The sequence below is a fragment of the Streptomyces sp. NPDC002306 genome (assembly GCF_053593435.1).
Map to the genome: position 1 here is coordinate 373,718 of NZ_JBSFCK010000006.1, position 18,743 is coordinate 392,460.

At 71.6% G+C, this 18,743-nt stretch carries 13 protein-coding genes and 1 pseudogene; 8 read left to right on the forward strand and 6 right to left on the reverse strand.

The genetic code is table 11. The annotated features are described in order from the left end of the window. Positions 1-279 precede the first annotated feature (279 nt). The gene (locus tag ACWCQK_RS15625) at positions 280-2,055 is read left to right on the forward strand and encodes an ATP-binding SpoIIE family protein phosphatase (RefSeq protein ID WP_451155659.1); all 1,776 of its coding nucleotides are present in this window, start codon (positions 280-282) and stop codon (positions 2,053-2,055) included. 176 nt (positions 2,056-2,231) lie between these two features. On the opposite strand, the gene ACWCQK_RS15630 is transcribed toward ACWCQK_RS15625, so the two are convergent. Next, positions 2,232-2,660 carry a YjbQ family protein gene (locus tag ACWCQK_RS15630; RefSeq protein ID WP_451155660.1) on the reverse strand — a complete coding sequence of 143 codons (429 nt, stop codon included), beginning with the start codon at positions 2,658-2,660 and terminating at the stop codon, positions 2,232-2,234. Between the two features lie 104 nt (positions 2,661-2,764). On the opposite strand from ACWCQK_RS15630, the gene ACWCQK_RS15635 reads away from it, so the two are divergent. Next, positions 2,765-3,841 carry an NAD(P)-binding domain-containing protein gene (locus tag ACWCQK_RS15635; protein ID WP_451155661.1) on the forward strand — a complete coding sequence of 359 codons (1,077 nt, stop codon included), beginning with the start codon at positions 2,765-2,767 and terminating at the stop codon, positions 3,839-3,841. 12 nt (positions 3,842-3,853) lie between these two features. Here ACWCQK_RS15635 and mltG read toward each other — a convergent pair whose 3' ends face one another. Both mltG and ACWCQK_RS15645 read right to left on the reverse strand, forming a co-directional pair. Next, positions 3,854-4,699: an endolytic transglycosylase MltG gene (gene mltG, locus ACWCQK_RS15640; protein WP_451155662.1), complete on the reverse strand. Its 846-nt coding sequence runs from the start codon at positions 4,697-4,699 to the stop codon at positions 3,854-3,856. A 43-nt stretch (positions 4,700-4,742) separates the two neighbouring features. Continuing rightward, complete coding sequence (locus ACWCQK_RS15645; protein WP_451155663.1) at positions 4,743-6,551, reverse strand: ABC transporter ATP-binding protein; 1,809 nt, start codon at positions 6,549-6,551, stop codon at positions 4,743-4,745. Positions 6,552-6,644: 93 nt separating this feature from the next. On the opposite strand from ACWCQK_RS15645, the gene ACWCQK_RS15650 reads away from it, so the two are divergent. After that, positions 6,645-7,100 (forward strand): MarR family winged helix-turn-helix transcriptional regulator, encoded by a 456-nt coding sequence (locus tag ACWCQK_RS15650; protein ID WP_451155664.1) that lies wholly within the window; start codon positions 6,645-6,647, stop codon positions 7,098-7,100. Between the two features lie 124 nt (positions 7,101-7,224). Here the strand turns inward: ACWCQK_RS15650 and ACWCQK_RS15655 are convergent, their stop codons facing one another. Further along, positions 7,225-8,970 (reverse strand): peptide-N4-asparagine amidase, encoded by a 1,746-nt coding sequence (locus ACWCQK_RS15655; protein WP_451155665.1) that lies wholly within the window; start codon positions 8,968-8,970, stop codon positions 7,225-7,227. Positions 8,971-9,043: 73 nt separating this feature from the next. Beyond that, positions 9,044-9,778: a L,D-transpeptidase family protein gene (locus ACWCQK_RS15660; RefSeq protein ID WP_451155666.1), complete on the reverse strand. Its 735-nt coding sequence runs from the start codon at positions 9,776-9,778 to the stop codon at positions 9,044-9,046. Positions 9,779-10,004: 226 nt separating this feature from the next. On the opposite strand from ACWCQK_RS15660, the pseudogene ACWCQK_RS15665 reads away from it, so the two are divergent. The 4 genes and pseudogenes from ACWCQK_RS15665 to ACWCQK_RS15680 all read left to right on the forward strand — a co-directional run. Then, positions 10,005-11,738, forward strand: a pseudogene (locus tag ACWCQK_RS15665) (ABC transporter ATP-binding protein); the annotation flags it as partial. Positions 11,739-12,028: 290 nt separating this feature from the next. Next, the gene (locus tag ACWCQK_RS15670; RefSeq protein ID WP_451155667.1) at positions 12,029-13,810 is read left to right on the forward strand and encodes an ABC transporter ATP-binding protein; all 1,782 of its coding nucleotides are present in this window, start codon (positions 12,029-12,031) and stop codon (positions 13,808-13,810) included. Between the two features lie 621 nt (positions 13,811-14,431). After that, a complete protein-coding gene (locus tag ACWCQK_RS15675; protein ID WP_451155668.1) occupies positions 14,432-14,902 on the forward strand; it encodes a DUF5709 domain-containing protein in 471 nt (156 codons plus the stop codon). A gap of 51 nt (positions 14,903-14,953) precedes the next feature. Then, positions 14,954-15,229, forward strand: a complete 276-nt coding sequence (locus tag ACWCQK_RS15680) for a type B 50S ribosomal protein L31 (protein WP_451155669.1) — start codon at positions 14,954-14,956, stop codon at positions 15,227-15,229. Positions 15,230-15,285: 56 nt separating this feature from the next. Here the strand turns inward: ACWCQK_RS15680 and ACWCQK_RS15685 are convergent, their stop codons facing one another. After that, entirely contained in the window at positions 15,286-16,080 is a 795-nt protein-coding gene (locus ACWCQK_RS15685) for a metal-dependent hydrolase (RefSeq protein WP_451155670.1), read from the reverse strand. 145 nt (positions 16,081-16,225) lie between these two features. Between ACWCQK_RS15685 and ACWCQK_RS15690 the strand changes: the two genes are divergently transcribed. Further along, positions 16,226-18,739, forward strand: coding sequence for a DEAD/DEAH box helicase (locus tag ACWCQK_RS15690; protein ID WP_451155671.1), 2,514 nt, complete (start codon positions 16,226-16,228; stop codon positions 18,737-18,739). The last annotated feature ends 4 nt before the right edge of the window (positions 18,740-18,743 follow it).

Consider the following 18,743-nt stretch of genomic DNA (forward strand, 5'->3'; position numbering starts at 1 on the left):
TTCCCCTGCATGGATGGCTGGGATCCGCACGCGGACGTCCGCGACCCGCACTCCGCGAGCACGAAAGAGCGACTGTGAAATAATCCGATATGCCCATGCAAGAGTTACTTTCATGGTCATTCGTGATCATTCATGATCGATCGAGGGAATGACACGGCGGACCGCGGCACCCCCTGAAACGGGACGGGACGCGTGACGGAGCACCGCACTTCTCAGCACAGCCCCACCAGGAACGGCCGGCGGTCCGACGGCCTGCCGGGCGGGGCGGGGGAGCGTGCCGTGGCGGGACACCCTCTGGGCCCACCGTCCGCCTGCGACGGACCGCAGGCGGACCGGCTCCGGTATCTCGACGTGGCGACCCGCCGGATCGCGGGCCGGATGGATCTGGACGAGACCCTCCGGGAGCTGCGCCGGGCCGCCGTTCCCGCGTTCGCGGACGTCATCCTGATCCACCTGCACGATCCGTTGCCGGTCGGCGACGAGAAGTCCCCCGCCCCCGTCGTCCTGAAGCTGCACAGCGTCGAGCGGGCGCCGCGACCGCCGAGCGCGGACCGCCGCTCCCCGGGACCTCGGCCGGACCACTCTTCGGGCTCCCCGCCGGGCCTCCCCCTGCGCGCGGACCTGGCCGAGCGTGTGGAGGTCGTCGACGCCGGCCGGCTCGCGCGACTGCTGCTGTCGGGGCGGCCCGCCTTCGGCGACACCCCGGGGATCGCGACCGCGGTGACCGAGCTGCTCGGACCCGTGGGCGGGGCGCCGGAGGCCCTGCCGCCCGGACGCAGAATGATCATCGCTCCGCTGCACGGCCGTCCCCACCTCATGGGCGCCGTCGTGCTGCTGCGCGGCGGCGACCGGCCCGCGTTCACCGGCGACGACCTGCTCGTCTCCTCCCAGCTCGCGACGCACACCGCCCTCGGCATCCAGAAGGCGGTGATGTACGGACACGAGGCCTCCGTCGCGGACACGCTCCAGCACACCATGCTGCCCTCGTCGCTGCCCGAACCCACCGGTGTCCGGCTGGCCAGCCGGTACCTGCCCGCTTCGAAGACCGCCCAGGTCGGCGGCGACTGGTACGACGCGATCCCGTTGCCCGGCAGCCGGGTCGCGCTGGTCGTCGGCGATGTCATGGGCCACTCCATGACGTCCGCCGCGATCATGGGCCAGCTGCGCACCATCGTCCAGACCCTGGCCGGGCTCGACCTGGCTCCCGACGAGGTCCTGCACCACCTCGACGAACAGGCCCAGCGCCTCGGCAGCGACCACATAGCGACCTGCCTCTACGCGATCTACGACCCGATCACGCAGCGGCTGCTGATGGCGAACGCCGGCCACCCGCCCGCCCTGCTCGTCCAGCCGGACGGCCGCGTGGAGGTGCTGCGGGTCCCGCCCGGCGCCCCGATCGGCGTCGGCGGGGTCGGCTTCGAGGCGGTGGAGATGCCCGCGCCCGCGGGCGCGACACTGCTCCAGTACACCGACGGCCTCGTCGAGTCGCGCGACATGGATGTGGGCTCGGGCGTCGAGGCCCTGCGCGTCCATCTCCAGGCCCCGCCCCAGGCGCGCGGCCCCGGACGCGCCGCCCCCGCCCTGGAGACGCTGTGCGACCAGGTACTGGGCACCCTGGGTCCGCGCGCCCGGGACGACGACATCGCGCTGCTCGCCGCCCGGTTCGAGGGCTTCCCCGAGGACAGCTTCAGGCACTGGTACCTCGATCCCCTCCCGCGCACCGTCGGACACGCCCGCGGGCTGACCCGCGGCACCCTGCGCCACTGGAAACTGGAGGCGCTGCTCGATCCGACGGAACTCATGGTCAGCGAGGTCGTCACGAACGCCGTGCGCTTCGCCTCGGGTCCCGTCGCCCTGCGGATGCTGCGTACGGACGTCCTGCGCTGCGAGGTCACCGACGACTCGCCCCAGGTGCCCCGGATGCAGCACGCCTCACTCGGTGACGAAGGCGGCCGCGGTCTGTTCCTGGTCAGCAGGCTCGCCTACCGTTGGGGGGCGTCGATGCTGAGCACGGGCAAGGTCGTCTGGTTCGAGCAGCAACTACCGAAGAGCTGACCAGGGCGCGCGAGGTCGACTGAGCGCACACGACCACTACGTCGCCCGCGCCGAGGCCCGTGCGCCCAGCCGCTTGAGGAGCAGGGTCGGCCTATGGGATGGCCTCGCACCGACGCCCGTATCCCTCGCACCTCGCCCCCCGTCACTCGGCCCCCGGCCCCGTCCCTTGTCCCCCGTCACGAGCCGCCGAGGAAGCTCAACCGCACCTGACGGTCGGGGTTGTCCCGGTTCGTGTCGACCAGGCACACCGACTGCCAGGTCCCCAGTTGCAGCCTCCCGCCCAGCACCGGGAGCGTCGCGTGGGGCGGGACGAAGGCCGGCAGGACGTGGTCACGTCCGTGACCGGGGCTGCCGTGGCGGTGCCGCCAGCGGTCGTCGGCGGGCAGGAGGGTGCGAAGGGCGGCGAGCAGGTCGTCGTCGCTGCCCGCGCCCGTCTCGATGACCGCGACGCCCGCGGTGGCGTGCGGGACGAAGATGTTCAGGAGTCCGTCGCGGCCGGCGGCCGCCTCGCGCAGGAACTCCTCACAGTCGCGGGTGAGGTCGACGACCCGCTCCACGGGACCGGAGGCGATGTGCAGGACTCGGGTGGTGAAGGCGTCAGGCATGTCCCCATCCTCACCCACCCGATCGTGAGCGACGTCACCTCCCCACGCGGCGACCACGCGCCACGACCGGGAAGACCCACGATCGCGCCCCTGTTGCCAGAAGCGTGAACAACGCGCGCGAGGTCGAGGTCGTCGTCATCGGCGCCGGGCAGGCGGGTCTGTCCAGCGCCTATCACCTGCGGCGCACCGGATTCGTGCCGGAGCGCGACTTCGTGGTCCTCGACCACTCCCCCGGCCCGGGCGGTGCCTGGCAGTTCCGATGGCCGTCACTGACGTACGGCAAGGTGCACGGGATGCACGCGCTGCCGGGCATGGAACTGACGGACGCCGATCCCGCGCGGCCGTCCGCCGAGGTGATCACCGAGTACTTCGAGCGTTACGAGCGCGACTTCGACCTGCGGGTGCGGCGACCTGTCGACGTGCGGGCCGTCCGCGAGGGCGGCGGCGGCAGACTGCTCGTCGAGACGACCGGCGGTGTGTGGTCCACGCGGGCGCTGATCAACGCGACCGGCACCTGGGACCGGCCGTTCTGGCCGCGCTACCCCGGCCAGGAGACCTTCCTCGGACGGCAGTTGCACACCGCCCAGTACCCCGGACCCGAGGAGTTCGCCGGGCGGCGGGTGGTCGTGGTGGGCGGCGGGGCGTCCGGTACCCAGCACCTGTTGGAGATCGCGCCGTACGCCGCGGCCACCACGTGGGTGACCCGGCGGCCGCCCGTCTACCGTGAGGGCCCGTTCGACGAGGAGCTGGGCCGGGCCGCGGTCGCACTCGTGGAGGAACGGGTGCGGCAGGGGCTGCCGCCGAGGAGCGTCGTCTCCGTGACCGGCCTGCCGCTCAACGACGCGATCAGGCGGGGGCTGGCGGAGGGCGTCCTGGACCGGCTCCCGATGTTCGACCGGATCACCCCGGACGGCGTGGAGTGGAACGACGGGCGGCGCGTGAGCGCCGACGTCATCCTGTGGGCGACCGGCTTCCGGCCCGCCGTCGACCATCTGACCCCGCTGCGGCTGCGCGAACCGGGCGGCGGGATCCGGATCGACGGGACGCGCGCGGCAGCCGACCCCCGCGTCCACCTGGTCGGCTACGGCCCCTCGGCGAGCACGATCGGCGCCAACCGCGCCGGGCGCGCGGCGGTGCGGGACATCAGACGTCTGCTCGCCGGGGAGCCGGTGGCCGTCTGACGTCCCGCCCGCTCACTTCGTGGGCTGTGGGCCGGCGCTCTTCTGCCGGGCGTTGAACTCCGAGACATTGCGCAGGTGCTGCTGGTAGTCGGCCGTGAACCGGGTGTCGCCCGGCTTGACGGTGACGAAGTACAGCCAGTCGCCCGCGGTCGGGCTGATGGCGGCCTTCATCGCCTGCTCGCCCGGGTTGTCGATCGGCGTGGGCGGCAGACCCATGCGCTGGTAGGAGTTGTAGGGGCTCTCGATCCGGGTGTCTTCCGTCGACGTGCGCAGGGTGGTGCGGTTGAGCGCGTAGTTGAGGGTGGAGTCCATCTGGAGCGGCATCCCGCGCTCCAGCCGGTTGAAGACGACCCGGGCCACCTTGCCCATGTCGGCCTTCGTGGCGGCCTCGGCCTGGACGATGCTGGCGATGGTGACCGCCTGGTAGACGTTCATCGCGTTGTGCTGCGCACCGGAGGCGATCGGCGCCTTGTTGAACTTCCGGTTCGCGGTGTCGACCATGGCCGACAGCAGAGACGCGGGCGTGGCCCCCTCGGCCACGGGATACGTCGCCGGGAACAGGTAGCCCTCGGGGTTGCTCTCGGCGTCGTTCGGCAGTTTGAGGGCGGCCTTCGCCAGCGACTGTCTGGTGGTGCCGGCGGGCAGTTTGAGCGCCTTGTCGACGGCGTCGTAGACCTGGCCGGCCCGCCAGCCCTCCGGGATCACCAGCGAGCCGGGCTTGGGGGGCTCGCCCTTGCCCAGGCCCAGCAGCGGTACGGCCACGGCGGTGCCTGCCGCGACGGCCCCGGCCGCGATGAGGGCGACACGGCCCCGGGGTGTCAGTCGAGTCGTTTTCCGTGGCGGAAAGTTCATCTGCATGCGGGCACGGTAACCCGCATAACGCTACAAACCCGGCATATCTTCAGCTTGTCGGCTCCAGTTGGGCATCCCGGCGTACGAGCGCCGCGTACCGCCCGCCCCGCTCCAACAGCTCCTCGTGCGTACCCCGTTCCACCACGTGCCCCGCGTCCAGGACCACGATCTGGTCGGCACCCCGAATGGTGGACAGCCGGTGCGCGATGGTGAGCGTCGTACGGTTGGCGGACAGGGCGTCGATGGCCTCCTGGACCGCGTGTTCGGTGCGGGTGTCCAAAGCGCTGGTCGCCTCGTCGAGGATCAGCACCGGAGGGTCGCGCAGGATGGTGCGGGCGATGGCCAGACGCTGTTTCTCGCCGCCCGAGAAGCGGTGGCCGCGCTCGCCGACGACCGTGTCGTAGCCGTCGGGCAGGGACGCGATGTGGTCGTGGATCTGGGCCGTCCGGGCCGCCGTGTACAGCTCCTCGTCGGTGGCGTCGGGCTTGGCGAAGCGCAGGTTCTCGGCGACCGAGGCGTGGAAGAGGTACGTCTCCTGCGAGACGACGCCGACCGCGCGGGCGAGGGTGTCGAAGTCGAGGTCACGGACGTCGACGCCGTCGAGGGTGACGCGGCCGCCCGTGACGTCGTAGAGGCGGGGCACGAGATAGCCGAGCGTGGACTTGCCCGCGCCGGTGGCGCCGACGAGCGCGAGACCGCTGCCCGCGGGGACGGTGATGTCGATGCCGTCGAGGACCGGGCCGCCCTTGCCGTCGTAGCCGAAGGTGACGTCCTCGAAGCGGACCTCGCCCTTGACCTGGTCCAGATGGACGGGTTCCGCGCGCTCGGTGATGTCGATGGGCAGGTCGAGGTACTCGAAGATGCGCTGGAAGAGCGCGAGCGAGGTCTGGATCTGGACGCCCGTCGCCAGCAGGCTCACGGCCGGGCGGAACAGGCCCTGCTGGAGCGAGACGAAGGCGACGATGGTGCCGATCGACACCCCGGGACCGCCCGTCCGCAGGGCGAGGCCCGCGGTCCAGTAGATGACGGCCGGCATCGCGGCCATGACGATCGTGATCACGGCCATGCGCCAGCGGCCCGCCATGCTCGACCGCACTTCGAGGTCGACCAGCTGATCGGACTCCTCGGCGAAGGACCGGGTGAGCGAATCGGAGCGGCCCATGGTGCGCCCGAGCAGGATGCCGCTGACGGAGAGCGACTCGGTGACGGTCGCCGCCATCGCGGCCATCTGCTTCTGACGCTCGGTGGTGATCCGCTTGCGTTCGTTGCCCACCCGGCGGCTGATCCACACGAAGACCGGCAGCAGGAGCAGCGAGACCGCGGTCAGCCGCCAGTCGAGGACGATCATCGCGGCGATGGTGGCGACCACGCTGGTGAGGTTGGAGACCAGGGAGGTCGCGGTGGACGTGACGGTGGCCTGCATGCCGCCGATGTCGTTGGCGATGCGGGACTGCACCTCGCCGGTGCGGGTGCGGGTGAAGAAGGCGAGCGACATCCGTTGCAGGCGGCCGTAGACGGCGGTGCGCAGGTCGTGCATCACGCGTTGGCCGACGGTCGTGGAGATCAGGGTCTGCAGGACGCCGAAGACGCTGGTGAGGACGGCACTGAGGATCATGCCGAGCGCGAGCAGGCTCAGCAGGCCGGTGCGGCCCTGCGGGATGGCGACGTCCAGCGTCTCCTTCAGCAGGAACGGGGTGGCCACGGTGACCAGGGACGCGGCGCCGACCAGCAGGCCGACGACCGCCAGCCTCGCGCGGTAGGGCTTGAACAGGGTGAGGATGCGGCGCACCTGCCGGGGCTGGTCCTGGTCGGTCGAGGTGCCGGGTGAGGGGGTCCAGTCGATGTGATCGCGGGGCATGGCTCCTACGGAGGGTGAGACGGTGAGGATTCATGGAGCATAGCTCATTGTTACCTATACTCACAATGAACCTGGTCCTGATATTGTTCCCGCATGACCACCCCTGATCCCGACGGCGTGCTCGCCGAGCAACTGCTGCGGCTCACGCGCCGGGTGCACCGCATCCAGAAGCGCCACCTGGAGCAGTGCGGGCTGGGCGTGACACCGGCCCAGGCCCGGCTGCTGCGCACCCTGGCGCACTGCGACGCCCCGCCCCGCATGGCCGACCTCGCCGCCCGCCTCGAAGTGGTGCCCCGGGCCGTGACGACCCTGGTCGACGGCCTGGAGGCGAGCGGCAAGGTGCGACGGGTCCCGGACCCGACCAACCGCCGGGTGATCCGCATCGAACTCACGGACGACGGCCGCCAGGCCCTGCGCGAACTGCGCGGCGCGCGCGTGTCCGCCGCGCAGGAGATCCTGGCCCCGCTGACGGGTGAGCAGCGCGCGGTGCTCGGGGGGCTGCTGGACACACTGGTGGACGGCGTCATGGAGCCGCGGCGGGGTTGCTGACGGGCGGCCGCCCCGCCGGCCGGGTGTGCGAACCGGTCGCGGCCACGGCCGACGGGGTCAACGGGGTCGACGGGGTTACGCGGCCGACGGGGCCGACGGGGTTACGCGGCCGACGGTCGCGGCATCAGCAGCGGTTCCGATCCTGCGTGAGCACCCCCTGAACAGTCGTCAGGGAGCGGTCATGGCAGCCGTCCGAGCCGCGGAACCGATAGCGCTCGCCCGTGGTACCGACCGCGTGCCGCTGCTCGCGCGGCACGTTGACGGTGAACGTGGCGTCGCCCGTGTAGGTGTCGTCGAGCCGCGACCACCCGGTGCGCCTGCCCCCGCGTGTCTGCACGACCGCGGCACGGTCGCCGAGCGTCAACACGGTGCGCAGCCGGTCGTCCGCGCCGACGGTCGTCGTCCCGTCCATCGTGTACGTCCGGTCCGTACGGGTCGTGCGGGCCGGTCCGCGTCCGTCGACGGTCACCGACTCCTCGTCCGTCCAGGTGGCGGTCAGGCCGTCGGTGCTCTCGCCGTCGGTCCAGTGGTGCGCGGAGTCGTTCGCCAGCGAACGGACGACGGTGGTCGTCACCCGGCCGTGCGAGGTGTCGACGTAACCCGCGACGGTGAGCCGGTGCGCGCCCTGCGTGTCCACGCGATGCTCCGAACCAGGTGTGTATGTGGAGGTGTTGGCGAGGTCACCGGGTTCGTGCACGGTGAGTCCGCCGTCGACGTGCGCGCGACGCGCGTCCTGCCAGACGAGCACGTTCACCGGAGTGCTCCAGCCGGACCGCCCCTCGGGCACACCGACGACCGACACCTCGACGCGATGCGGGCGGCCGTCGTTGAGGATGCCCGCGAAGGGGGTCAGGTCGTACTCGATCGGCTTGATGTCGAAGGCGCGGGGCCCCGGGACCACGTACCAGAGGAAGGGGTTGGACCAACCGCCGGTCCACACGGTCGGGAAGGGCGTGGCGATACCGGCGAGGCGGCCGTCGACCTCGATCTGGACCTCCCGGTAGGCGCCCTGGTCCGCCTTGCAGGAGTACGGCGCCGCGTCGGGCACCGTCAGGTACCAGTACTCCTCGCACCCGCCGCCCGAGCCGGTGGCGTACACCTCGGCGACGATGCGCTCGCTGTTGCGCGGGGTGGTGAGGGTGACACCGTCGGCGAGGGTCAACACGCGGTCGGGGGGCGATGCTTGATGGCGGGTCGGGGCGTGGCCGAGGGTCGGGACGTGGCCGGGGGTCGGTATGCGGCCGGGGGACGATACCTGGGCGGGGGTCGTGGGCCGGCCGCCGTCGGTGGAGGCGGCGTAGAAGGTGAGCGTGACCTTGACGTCGATGACGCCCGTGTACGTGTCGTCGACGACGTTCCCGATGAGCATCTCGACGTCCCGCGCGTGGCGGAACGTGTCGCTGTAGCGCGTGACGTCCTTCTCCACGGACCACTCGATGCCGTCGGGCGACGGTTCCGGTGTCGAGGTACGGAAGATCTCCACGCCACCGACGCGCAGATGGCCGAGCCGGTCGTACTGCCGTCCCTTGACCTTGCCGTCGAGCCGCAGCACGACCTTTCCCCAGCGCTCACCGCAGCCGCTCGGGGGCGCGTACGCACCCTCGTACGGCGTGAAGTCACGGAACTGCGCCTCGACGAGGGTGACTTGGCAGGACTTTCCATGTGGCCTGCTCACGGGTGGGCCCGCGGTGAGCGGGTCGTGCCAGTCGGTACCGAACTCGGCGGGGACGGCCACGGACCGGGAGGAGGCGGCCGCGGACCGAGAGGCGCCCGACGCGGCCTGTGCCGGCCCCGCCCCGACGACGGCGCCCAGCAGGAGGGGCACTCCCGCGAACGCTGTGAGCATGGACATGCTAATCCGGCTTCTCATGGCCGGAGTTCTACGGGGAGTCGGCCGCCGCCGCAATGAGGCCTCGGCCGCGCACACCGGGCCGTCGCGCGTACTAGGCGTTCAGGTCCGCCCTGTCTCCCATCACCACCACAGGATGACGGTCCGGGTCGAGCGTGCGCAGCAGGTACTCCATCGCCGACTTCGACAGGCTGACGCAGGCCGACGTACCGCTGCCGTGGTCCATGTGCAACCAGATACCGCCCCCCTTCCCCGCACCCTCGGGCCGGGTCGGATCGTTCGGCGGGGTGCCCTTGACGCGGTTGTAGTCGATGGCGATGACGTAGTCGAAGTCGTGCCAGTGCGATCGGGCCCACCAGCGTGGGGCCGCGAAGCCGGCGGACCTCGTGTACGGCAGCCTCGACCCGGGGTCCGCGAGCACACCGCCGGCGTCGCTGAGCGTGAACACACCCACGGGGCTGCGCCCGTCCCCCTCGCGATGGCCGGTGGTCCAGCCCTTCTTGCCGTTGTGCGCGGGCCAGTCGCGGGTGCGGTCCCAGGTGGAGCCCCGCTTGGCGTACAGCACGGCCGTGGAGTCCGCCGAGTCCTTGCCGTCCCCGTAGACCGCCAGGACCTGACGGGAGCCGGAGGGGATCCGCCGCTGGAGGCGCGCGCCGACGTCCGGGATGCGGGTGGGGTCCGTGGCGCTCGGGCGGGCGCGGCCCGCTTCGGCGGGAGACCTCGCCCCGCCACCGCTTCCCTCTCCCGGACCATCGCAGCCGAACAGCGTCACGACGGCCGTCAGCGCCACCAGTACCGTCAGTGCCCGCCCTGCGCCCAATCTCTGCATCACCCCATCCTCACACCGATTTCCGGACGTTTGCCTAGAGTTACCGACATTTCATCCATGCCGGGCAGGCCGGCTCGCACGCCGTCCGCAGCCGGATCCGTGCGGGACTCCGGAAAACCGGTTGATTTTGACCACGCCCCGACGCGAACCTTTCACGGTTTGTTGCCGCACCCCGCGGTTCCTTCGATCCGCCTCCCCACTCCCCCGACAGAGCCACTGGGACGTCATGCAGATTCAAGACCTTCCGTATCCCGACCCCGGCGTGCCTGACACACGTTCGGGGCCCCGGTTCCTGTGGTGGCTCGGCCGCAATCAGCTGGGCGGTCAGTTCCGGGCGCTGGCCTGGGGACTGCTGCACTTCACGGCCGTCTCCGCCCAGCCGTTCTGCGTCGGTTACGCCGTGCAGGCCGTCGTCGACCGCTCCGGCACCCGGCTCGCCCTCGCCGGCGGGCTGATGGCCCTGTTCTGCGTGGCCATCGCCGTCGGCGACACGTTCCTCCACCGGGCCGCGGTCACCAACTGGATCACGGCGGCAGCGCGCGTACAGCAACTCCTGGCCCGCAAGGCCGCCCAGTTGGGTTCCGGCCTGACCCGGCGGGTCGCCGCCGGCGAGGTCGTGGCCGTCTCCACCGGCGACGTCGAGAAGATCGGCTGGTTCGTGGAGTCCGTCTCCCGCTTCACGGCGGCCGCGGTCACCGTGGTGCTGGTCTGCGTGGGCCTGGTCGTCTACCAGCCCGCGCTCGGCCTGGTCGTCGCCGTGGGACTTCCCGTGCTGGCGCTCGCCGTGCTGCCGCTGCTGCCCCGCGCGACCCGGCGCGCCGACTTCCAGCGCGAGAAGGCCGGACGCGCCACCGAACTGGCCTCCGACACCGTCGCCGGTCTGCGCGTGCTGCGCGGCATCGGCGGCGAGGACCTGTTCCTCGACCGCTACCGCCGCGCCTCCCAGGAGGTCCGCCACGCCGCCGTGCGCAGCGCCCGGATGTGGTCCCTGATCTCGGCGATCCAGGTACTGCTGCCCGGCCTGCTGCTGATCGCGGTCGTCTGCTACGGCGTCCACCTGGCCCGGCAGGGCCGGATCACCGTCGGTGAACTCGTCGCGGTCTACAGCTCGGTCATGGTGCTCACCTACCCGCTCCGGCACTTCGAGGAGATCGCCATGGCGTACTCCTTCTCGCGTCCCTCGGCCCGGCGCGCCGCCGGTGTGCTGGCGCTGGAACGGGCCACGGACACCGCGGGCTCACGCGCCGCCGACGTCCCCTCCGGCGACCTGTACGACCCGGACACCGGTCTGCTCGCGCCGGCCGGCCGGCTCACGGCGGTGGTCTGTGGCGACCCGGACGCGGCCGGACGGCTGGCGGAACGGCTCGGCGGGCACCCGGCCGAGGCCGGCGTCTCCGCGCTGCTGGACGGTGTGCCGCTGGACGAACTGCCCCTCGACACCGCACGGACGGCCGTCCTCGTCCAGGACAAGGACCCGGTCCTGCTGTCCGGCACGCTGCGCGAACTGCTCGACGTGCCCGCCTCGGGTGACGTCGATCCGCGGGAGGCGCTGGCGGCCGCGCAGTGCGGGGACGTGCTGGAGGCGCTCGTGCAGGGGTCGCTCGACGCCGAGGACCCGCTCGACGCGCGGATCACCGAACGCGGGCGTTCCTTGTCGGGCGGCCAGCGCCAGCGTCTCGCGCTGGCGCGGTCGCTGATCACCGATCCGGAGGTCCTCGTCCTGGACGAACCGACCTCCGCCGTGGACTCCCACACCGAGGCCCGGATCGCGGAGGGCCTTCGCCGGGTGCGGGCGGGCCGCACAACGGTGGTGTTCACCTCCTCGCCGCTGCTCCTCGACCGCGCGGACCGGGTCGTCCTCGTCCACGAGGGCGAGGTGCTGGCCGTCGGCGTGCACCGGGAACTGGTGCACACGGAACCGCGGTACCGAGCGGTGGTCACACGGGAGACGGAAGAGGAGCGGGACTTCGGCGACGGTCCACGGACCGGGGCGGAAGCGATGACGACCGCGGCTGTCGCGGCTGGCACACCGGCGGCCACGTCAGCGGCCGCATCGGCGGTCGCGGCCGGACCGGTTGGATCGGCCGGAGCAGCGAGGTCCGTGGGATCGACCGTGACAGCGCGATCAGCGGCATCAGCCGGATCAGGACGATCAGCACGATCAGCTGAATCGGACGCGACGGACGCCTCGGATGAATCAGATGACGACGGTGCCTTCCGCGGCGCCCTGGAAGAGATCGAGGAGACCGCATGATCGGCGTGGCGCCACCGGCCTACGACCCGGCGGCCCCGACGACGGCGAACACCCTGCCTGTCGGTGCCCCCGCGACCGTACGCGCCTACGTGGCCGAACTGTTCCGTAGGCACCGCCGTGCCTTCCTGCTGCTCATCACGGTCAACACGGTCGCCGTGGTCAGCTCGATGGTGGGTCCCTGGCTGCTGGGCGGTCTGGTCGAACGCGTGTCGGACCAGACACGGGAGCTTCATCTGGAGCGCACCGCCGCCCTGTTCGTGATCGCCCTGCTCGTCCAGACCGTGTTCGTGCGCGAGGTGCGGCTGCGGGGCGCGGTGCTCGGCGAGCGGATGCTGGCCGACCTGCGCGAGGACTTCCTCGTACGGTCGGTCGGACTGCCGCCGGGCGTCCTGGAGCGGGCGGGCACGGGCGACCTGCTCTCCCGGATCACCACGGACATCGACCGGCTGGGCAACGCCATGCGCGAGGCCGTGCCGCAGCTCGCCATCGGCGTGATGTGGACGGTGCTGCTGCTCGGCGGGCTCGTCGTCACCGCGCCGCCCCTGGCGCCCGCCGTACTCATCGCCGCACCGGTGCTGGTGATCGGCTGCCGCTGGTACTTCAAACGGGCACCCGCCGGTTACCGCTCCGAAGCCGCCGGGTACGCCGCCGTCGCCGCGGCACTCACCGAGAGCGTGGACGCCGGGCGCACCATCGAGGCGCACCGGCTCGGGGCCCGCCGCGTCGAGCAGTCGGAGCTGCGGATCAAGGAGTGGACGGCCTGGGAGCGCTACACGCTCTGGCTGCGGTCGGTGCTCTTCCCGGTCATCAACGTCACGCATGTGACCGTGCTCGCCTCCGTCCTGATGATCGGCGGGGTGTTCGTGCTGAAGGGCTGGATCGACGTCGGCCAGCTGACCACGGGTGCGCTGATCGCCCAGATGCTGGTCGACCCCGTGAACCTGATCCTCCGCTGGTACGACGAACTCCAGGTGGCGCAGGTGTCGCTGGCCCGGCTGGTCGGGGTCCGGGACGTCGAGTCCGCCGCCGGGGACGAGTCGGTGTCCCCCGACGGGCGCGACGTCCACGCCGACGGGGTGCACTTCGGCTACCGCGCGGGCGTCGACGTACTGCGCGAGGTGTCCCTGGCGGTCGCGCCCGGCACCCGGATGGCACTGGTCGGCCCCTCGGGCGCCGGCAAGTCCACGCTGGGCAGGCTGCTCGCCGGTATCTACGCGCCCCGGACGGGCCGTATCGCTCTCGGGGGCGCCGAGCTGTCCCGGATGCCCGCCGAGCGGGTCCGCTCGCACGTGGCCCTCGTCAACCAGGAGCACCACGTGTTCGTGGGTTCCCTGCGCGACAACCTCCTGCTCGCCCGTACCCACGCGGTCGACGCCGAGCTGTGGGCGGCACTGGGCGCGGTGGACGCGGACGGCTGGGCGCGCGCGCTCGACGACGGCCTGGAGACCGAGGTCGGCTCGGGCGGTCTCGCGCTCACCCCGGCCCAGGCCCAGCAGATCGCGCTGGCCCGGCTGGTCCTGGCCGACCCGCACACCCTGGTCCTGGACGAGGCGACCTCGCTGCTCGACCCGCGGGCCGCACGGCACCTGGAGCGCTCCCTGGCGCGCGTCCTCGACGGCCGCACGGTCATCGCCATCGCCCACCGTCTGCACACCGCCCACGACGCCGACGTGATCGCCGTCGTGGAGAACGGGCGCATCAGTGAGCTGGGCAGCCACGACGAGCTGGTGGCTGCGGACGGCGCGTACGCGGCGCTGTGGCGCTCCTGGCACGGCTGACAGGACTGGCGGGGCTGACAGGGCTGACAGGGCTGACAGGGCTGACAGGGCTGACAGGGCTGACAGGGCTGACAGGGCTGACAGGGCTGACAGCACCGCGTACGCCGGGTGCGGCTGGTTGCCGAGCGGGTCGGGCGTCGGCCGGAGGTGGCCGTTCGGACTCGGCGTCCGCTGGTGTGAGCTGTGCCGACTCGTCTTTCGTCGGTGGGAGCTGCATGGATCCGGCCGCCGCCGGTGGGGGCTGCGCGGATCCGGCGTGAATCGTCGGCGGCCGGGCAGCGCGGGCCCCGCCGGGCGCGGCAGCCCGTACCAGGGAGGGTCGTCGCCCTGACAGGGGCGGCCGGGCGACCCGGCGCGCGTGCTGTGGAGGGGGTGGGAGCCGGTGCCGGTCGCGGCCGGTGGGCCGGTGGGAATGCCGGGAGGCGGGCCGGTGCGAAGGCTCTCCGCGCCCTCTGCCGTTGCGCGGTCCCGAACGCAGGTGGAACGCTGGAGAGCGGCACAGGTTCGGGAAGCGCCCGGTAATCGTCCGGTGCGTGCCGCGTGCAGCCTGCGCCCCGTGCGGCGGCGGCCGGTGGTCGACCGCGGTGCGGGCGGGCCGGTTCCCACCCCCTGGAGGTACCCGTGAACAGCGTCGACGGATGGGGAGACGACGTCTACCAGCCCGACGGATCCGACGTCCAGGCCGACACGGGGCTCCTCGACGTGGAAGACACCCTGGAGAACGACGGCGTCGGTGACCCCCTGGACCGGGGCTGGTCCCCTCCGGACCGGCCGTGGGCGGTGGAACGCGCCGACGTCACGGCCGCCGAGCGGCATCGGGGCGAGACGCTGGAGCAGCGTCTGGCGGAGGAGGTGCCGGATCTCGGCGTCCCCGACGGCGACGGTATCGGCGACTGCGCGGGCAGCGACGGGGAAGCCCTGGACAACGAGGTCGGCGATCTCCGCTCCGGGCGGCTCGTGGCCCCGGACGAGGGTGCGCACGAGGACGAGGAGAGCGCGCTGATCGCCATGGACGTGGGCATCGACGGCGCGGCCGCGTCCGCCGAGGAGGCCGCGATGCACATCGTCGACGAGGACACCCTGTCCGGCTGAGCCGACCCGCCTCGGCCCGCCGCACTCACCACCCCCGTACGAGGAGCAGTCATGCAGCAGGACAAGCAGCCCGACTACCACCCCGTCGTCTTCCGCGACCGAGCAGCCGGCTACGCCTTCCTCACGCGGTCCACCGCGATCAGCGACCAGACCGTCGAGTGGGACGACGGCGAGACGTACCCGGTCGTCGACGTGGAGATCTCCTCGGAAAGCCACCCGTTCTACACGGGCAAGGCACGCACGGTGGACTCCGAAGGCCGCATCGCCCAGTTCGAGCGCCGCTACGGCGGTGCGGGCGGCCCGGGAACCGGGGGCGGCGCGGCCTGAGCCGCCACCGCCACCGCGATTGACGTCGGATGCCCGTGAGGGCCTGACCGCGCTCCTCAGATGAAGTTGAGCGCCGCCGCGCAGCCCACTCCGCCGAGCACCATGAACGCCGGCATCAGCACCTTGAGCTCGACCCAACTGCCGGCCCGGAACCGCATCGCCTTGGGCGGTCCGAGGGCGTACCAACGCTTGCGGCCCAACGGGATCGGCCACAGGATCGGACAGCCTGAGATGGTCAGGGCGTCCCCGATGTCGTGCACCAGGGCGCCGAGCACGATCGGCAGTCCCAGCCACAGGTACTCCTGGCCAGGCGCCGTGAAGAGCCAGTCCGCGCCGTTGCCCGGTTTGTCCAGCACACCGGCGAGGATCCACGCGGTGGTCGCGGCGAGCAGCCACACCAGCACGTCGCTGCTGGAGCCGCGGGCCGCCCGCCACAGCAGACCCTCGATGGCCAGCACCATGTGCACGAAGAGGATCGCCAGCACCGCCCAGCGTCCGCCGGTGATCGCCACCGCCGAGGTGCCCGCGCCGATCAGCACCGCCCACAGCCAGGTGTGGGTGAGGGTGCGGTGTCCGCCGGAGCGACGCGGGTCGCCCTGCTTCCTCGTGGCCTTGTAGACGGCGGCGGAGAGCTTGTCGACGATCTCGCAGATCCAGCGCGAGACCGGTCCGAACGCCCGCGAGATGGTGGCGGCCTTGTGGTCGAGGTCCGGGGCGAGGGCGGCGCCGGCGCAGATCAGCGCGCCGCACAGCAGGACCGGCCAGGGCATCGGATGCCCCGCCGCTGCGGTCGCCGCCCCGACGCCGAGCCAGGCGGCGGCCCCCGACAGTGAGTGTGCTGGTCCCATCATGGCCGTTGCCCGCCCCATTCCTCTTAAGCCGCTGTCCAGTTGACCGGGTGCGTTGACGCTCCGTCGGCGACACAGCGTAGCGTCCGTGATCTTCGGACCGGCATCCGATTCCCGCATCGGGTCCAAGGCCAGGCAAGATGGGGGCGTGACCCTCATCGATCAGCTGCCGCCGACCCCAGACCCCGACGCCCTCTACGAAGCCTTCGAGTCGTGGGCGCGGGAGCGCGGCCTCACGCTCTACCCCCACCAGGAGGAGGCGCTGATCGAGGTGGTCTCCGGCGCCAACGTGATCGTGTCGACGCCTACCGGCTCCGGCAAGAGCATGATCGCCGCGGGCGCCCATTTCGCGGCGCTCGCCCGGGACGAGGTCACCTTCTACACCGCCCCGATCAAGGCGCTGGTCTCCGAGAAGTTCTTCGAGCTGTGCAAGATCTTCGGCACGGAGAACGTCGGCATGCTCACCGGTGACGCGTCCGTCAACGCCGACGCGCCCGTGATCTGCTGCACCGCCGAGGTGCTCGCGTCGATCGCCCTGCGCGACGGCAGGGACGCCGACGTCGGCCAGGTCGTCATGGACGAGTTCCACTTCTACGCCGAGGGGGACCGCGGCTGGGCCTGGCAGATCCCCCTGCTCGAACTGCCGCAGGCGCAGTTCGTCCTGATGTCGGCCACTCTCGGCGACGTCTCCTTCTTCGAGAAGGACCTCGCCCGCCGCACCGGCCGGCCCACCTCGGTGGTGCGCTCGGCGAACCGCCCCGTGCCGCTGTCCTACGAGTACCGGTACACCCCGCTCACGGAGACGCTCACCGACCTGCTGGACACCCGGCAGGCCCCCGTCTACATCGTGCACTTCACCCAGGCGCAGGCCGTGGAGCGCGCGCAGGCGCTGATGAGCATCAACATGTGCACGCGGGAGGAGAAGGAGCAGATCGCCGACCTGATCGGCAACTTCCGCTTCACCACCAAGTTCGGCCGCAACCTCTCCCGCTACGTGCGGCACGGCATCGGTGTCCACCACGCCGGCATGCTGCCCAAGTACCGGCGCCTGGTGGAGAAGCTCGCCCAGGCCGGCCTGCTGAAGGTCATCTGTGGCACGGACACGCTGGGCGTCGGCGTCAACGTACCCATCCGCACGGTGCTGTTCACCGCCCTGACCAAGTACGACGGCACGCGCGTGCGCACCCTGCGCGCCCGTGAGTTCCACCAGATCGCGGGCCGCGCCGGGCGAGCCGGCTTCGACACGGCGGGCTTCGTCGTCGCGCAGGCGCCCGAGCACGTCATCGAGAACGAGAAGGCGCTCGCCAAGGCCGGTGACGATGCCAAGAAGCGCCGCAAGGTGGTCCGCAAGAAGGCGCCGGAGGGTTTCGTCGCGTGGAGCGAGAGCACCTTCGACAAGCTCATCGTCTCCGACCCGGAGCCGCTGACATCCCGCTTCCGGGTGACGCACACCATGCTGTTGTCGGTGATCGCACGACCCGGCAACGCCTTCGACGCGATGCGCCGGCTGCTGGAGGACAACCACGAGCCGCGCAAGCAGCAGCTCCGGCACATCCGGCGCGCGATCGCCATCTACCGTTCCCTGCTGGACGGCGGCATCGTCGAGAAACTCGACGAGCCGGACGCCACCGGCCGCATCGTGCGGCTCACGGTCGATCTCCAGCAGGACTTCGCCCTCAACCAGCCGCTCTCCACGTTCGCGCTGGCCGCGTTCGAGCTGCTGGACCCGGAGTCGCCGTCCTACGCGCTGGACATGGTGTCGGTGGTCGAGTCGACGCTGGACGACCCGCGGCAGATCCTCGCCGCCCAGCAGAACAAGGCGCGCGGCGAGGCCGTCGCCGCGATGAAGGCGGACGGCGTCGAGTACGAGGAGCGCATGGAGCGTCTCCAGGACGTCAGTTACCCGAAGCCGCTGGAAGAGGTGCTCTTCCACGCGTACAACACCTACCGCAAGAGCCACCCCTGGGTGGGCGATCACCCGCTGTCGCCGAAGTCCGTCATCCGCGACATGTACGAACGGGCCATGTCCTTCACGGAGTTGGTCTCCCACTACGATCTGGCGCGCACCGAGGGCATCGTGCTGCGCTACCTGGCCAGCGCCTACAAGGCCCTTGAGCACACCGTCCCGGACGACCTGAAGTCCGAGGACCTGGAGGACCTGATCGCCTGGCTCGGCGAGATGGTGCGCCAGGTCGACTCCAGCCTGCTGGACGAGTGGGAACAGCTGGCCAACCCGGAGGTGATGACCGCCGAGGAGGCCCAGGAGAGGGCCGACCAGGTCAAGCCGGTCACCGCCAACGCGCGCGCCTTCCGCGTCCTCGTCCGCAACGCCATGTTCCGCCGCGCCGAACTGGCGGCTCTCGACCGTGTCGGGGAGCTGGGCGAGATGGACGCCGAGTCCGGCTGGGACGCCGGGGCCTGGGGCGAGGCGATGGACAAGTACTGGGACGAGTACGAGGAGCTCGGCACGGGCCCGAACGCCCGCGGCCCCAAGCTGCTCCTGATCGAGGAGGAGCCGCAGCACGGCCTGTGGCGTGTCCGCCAGATCTTCGACGACCCCAACGGCGATCACGACTGGGGCATCAGCGCCGAGGTGGATCTCGCTGCCTCGGACGACGAGGGCCGGGCCGTCGTCCGCGTCACCGATGTCGGCCAGCTGTGAGCCA

Bases quoted from the DNA above. Each gene is read 5' to 3' on its own strand.
- ACWCQK_RS15650 (WP_451155664.1), top strand. From the start codon at position 6,645: ATGACCACCCCTGATCCCGACGGCGTGCTCGCCGAGCAACTGCTGCGG.
- ACWCQK_RS15645 (WP_451155663.1), bottom strand. From the start codon at position 6,551: ATGCCCCGCGATCACATCGACTGGACCCCCTCACCCGGCACCTCGACC.
- ACWCQK_RS15655 (WP_451155665.1), bottom strand. From the start codon at position 8,970: ATGAGAAGCCGGATTAGCATGTCCATGCTCACAGCGTTCGCGGGAGTG.
- ACWCQK_RS15685 (WP_451155670.1), bottom strand. From the start codon at position 16,080: ATGATGGGACCAGCACACTCACTGTCGGGGGCCGCCGCCTGGCTCGGC.
- ACWCQK_RS15630 (WP_451155660.1), bottom strand. From the start codon at position 2,660: ATGCCTGACGCCTTCACCACCCGAGTCCTGCACATCGCCTCCGGTCCC.
- ACWCQK_RS15680 (WP_451155669.1), top strand. From the start codon at position 14,954: ATGCAGCAGGACAAGCAGCCCGACTACCACCCCGTCGTCTTCCGCGAC.
- ACWCQK_RS15670 (WP_451155667.1), top strand. From the start codon at position 12,029: ATGATCGGCGTGGCGCCACCGGCCTACGACCCGGCGGCCCCGACGACG.
- mltG (WP_451155662.1), bottom strand. From the start codon at position 4,699: ATGCAGATGAACTTTCCGCCACGGAAAACGACTCGACTGACACCCCGG.
- ACWCQK_RS15660 (WP_451155666.1), bottom strand. From the start codon at position 9,778: ATGCAGAGATTGGGCGCAGGGCGGGCACTGACGGTACTGGTGGCGCTG.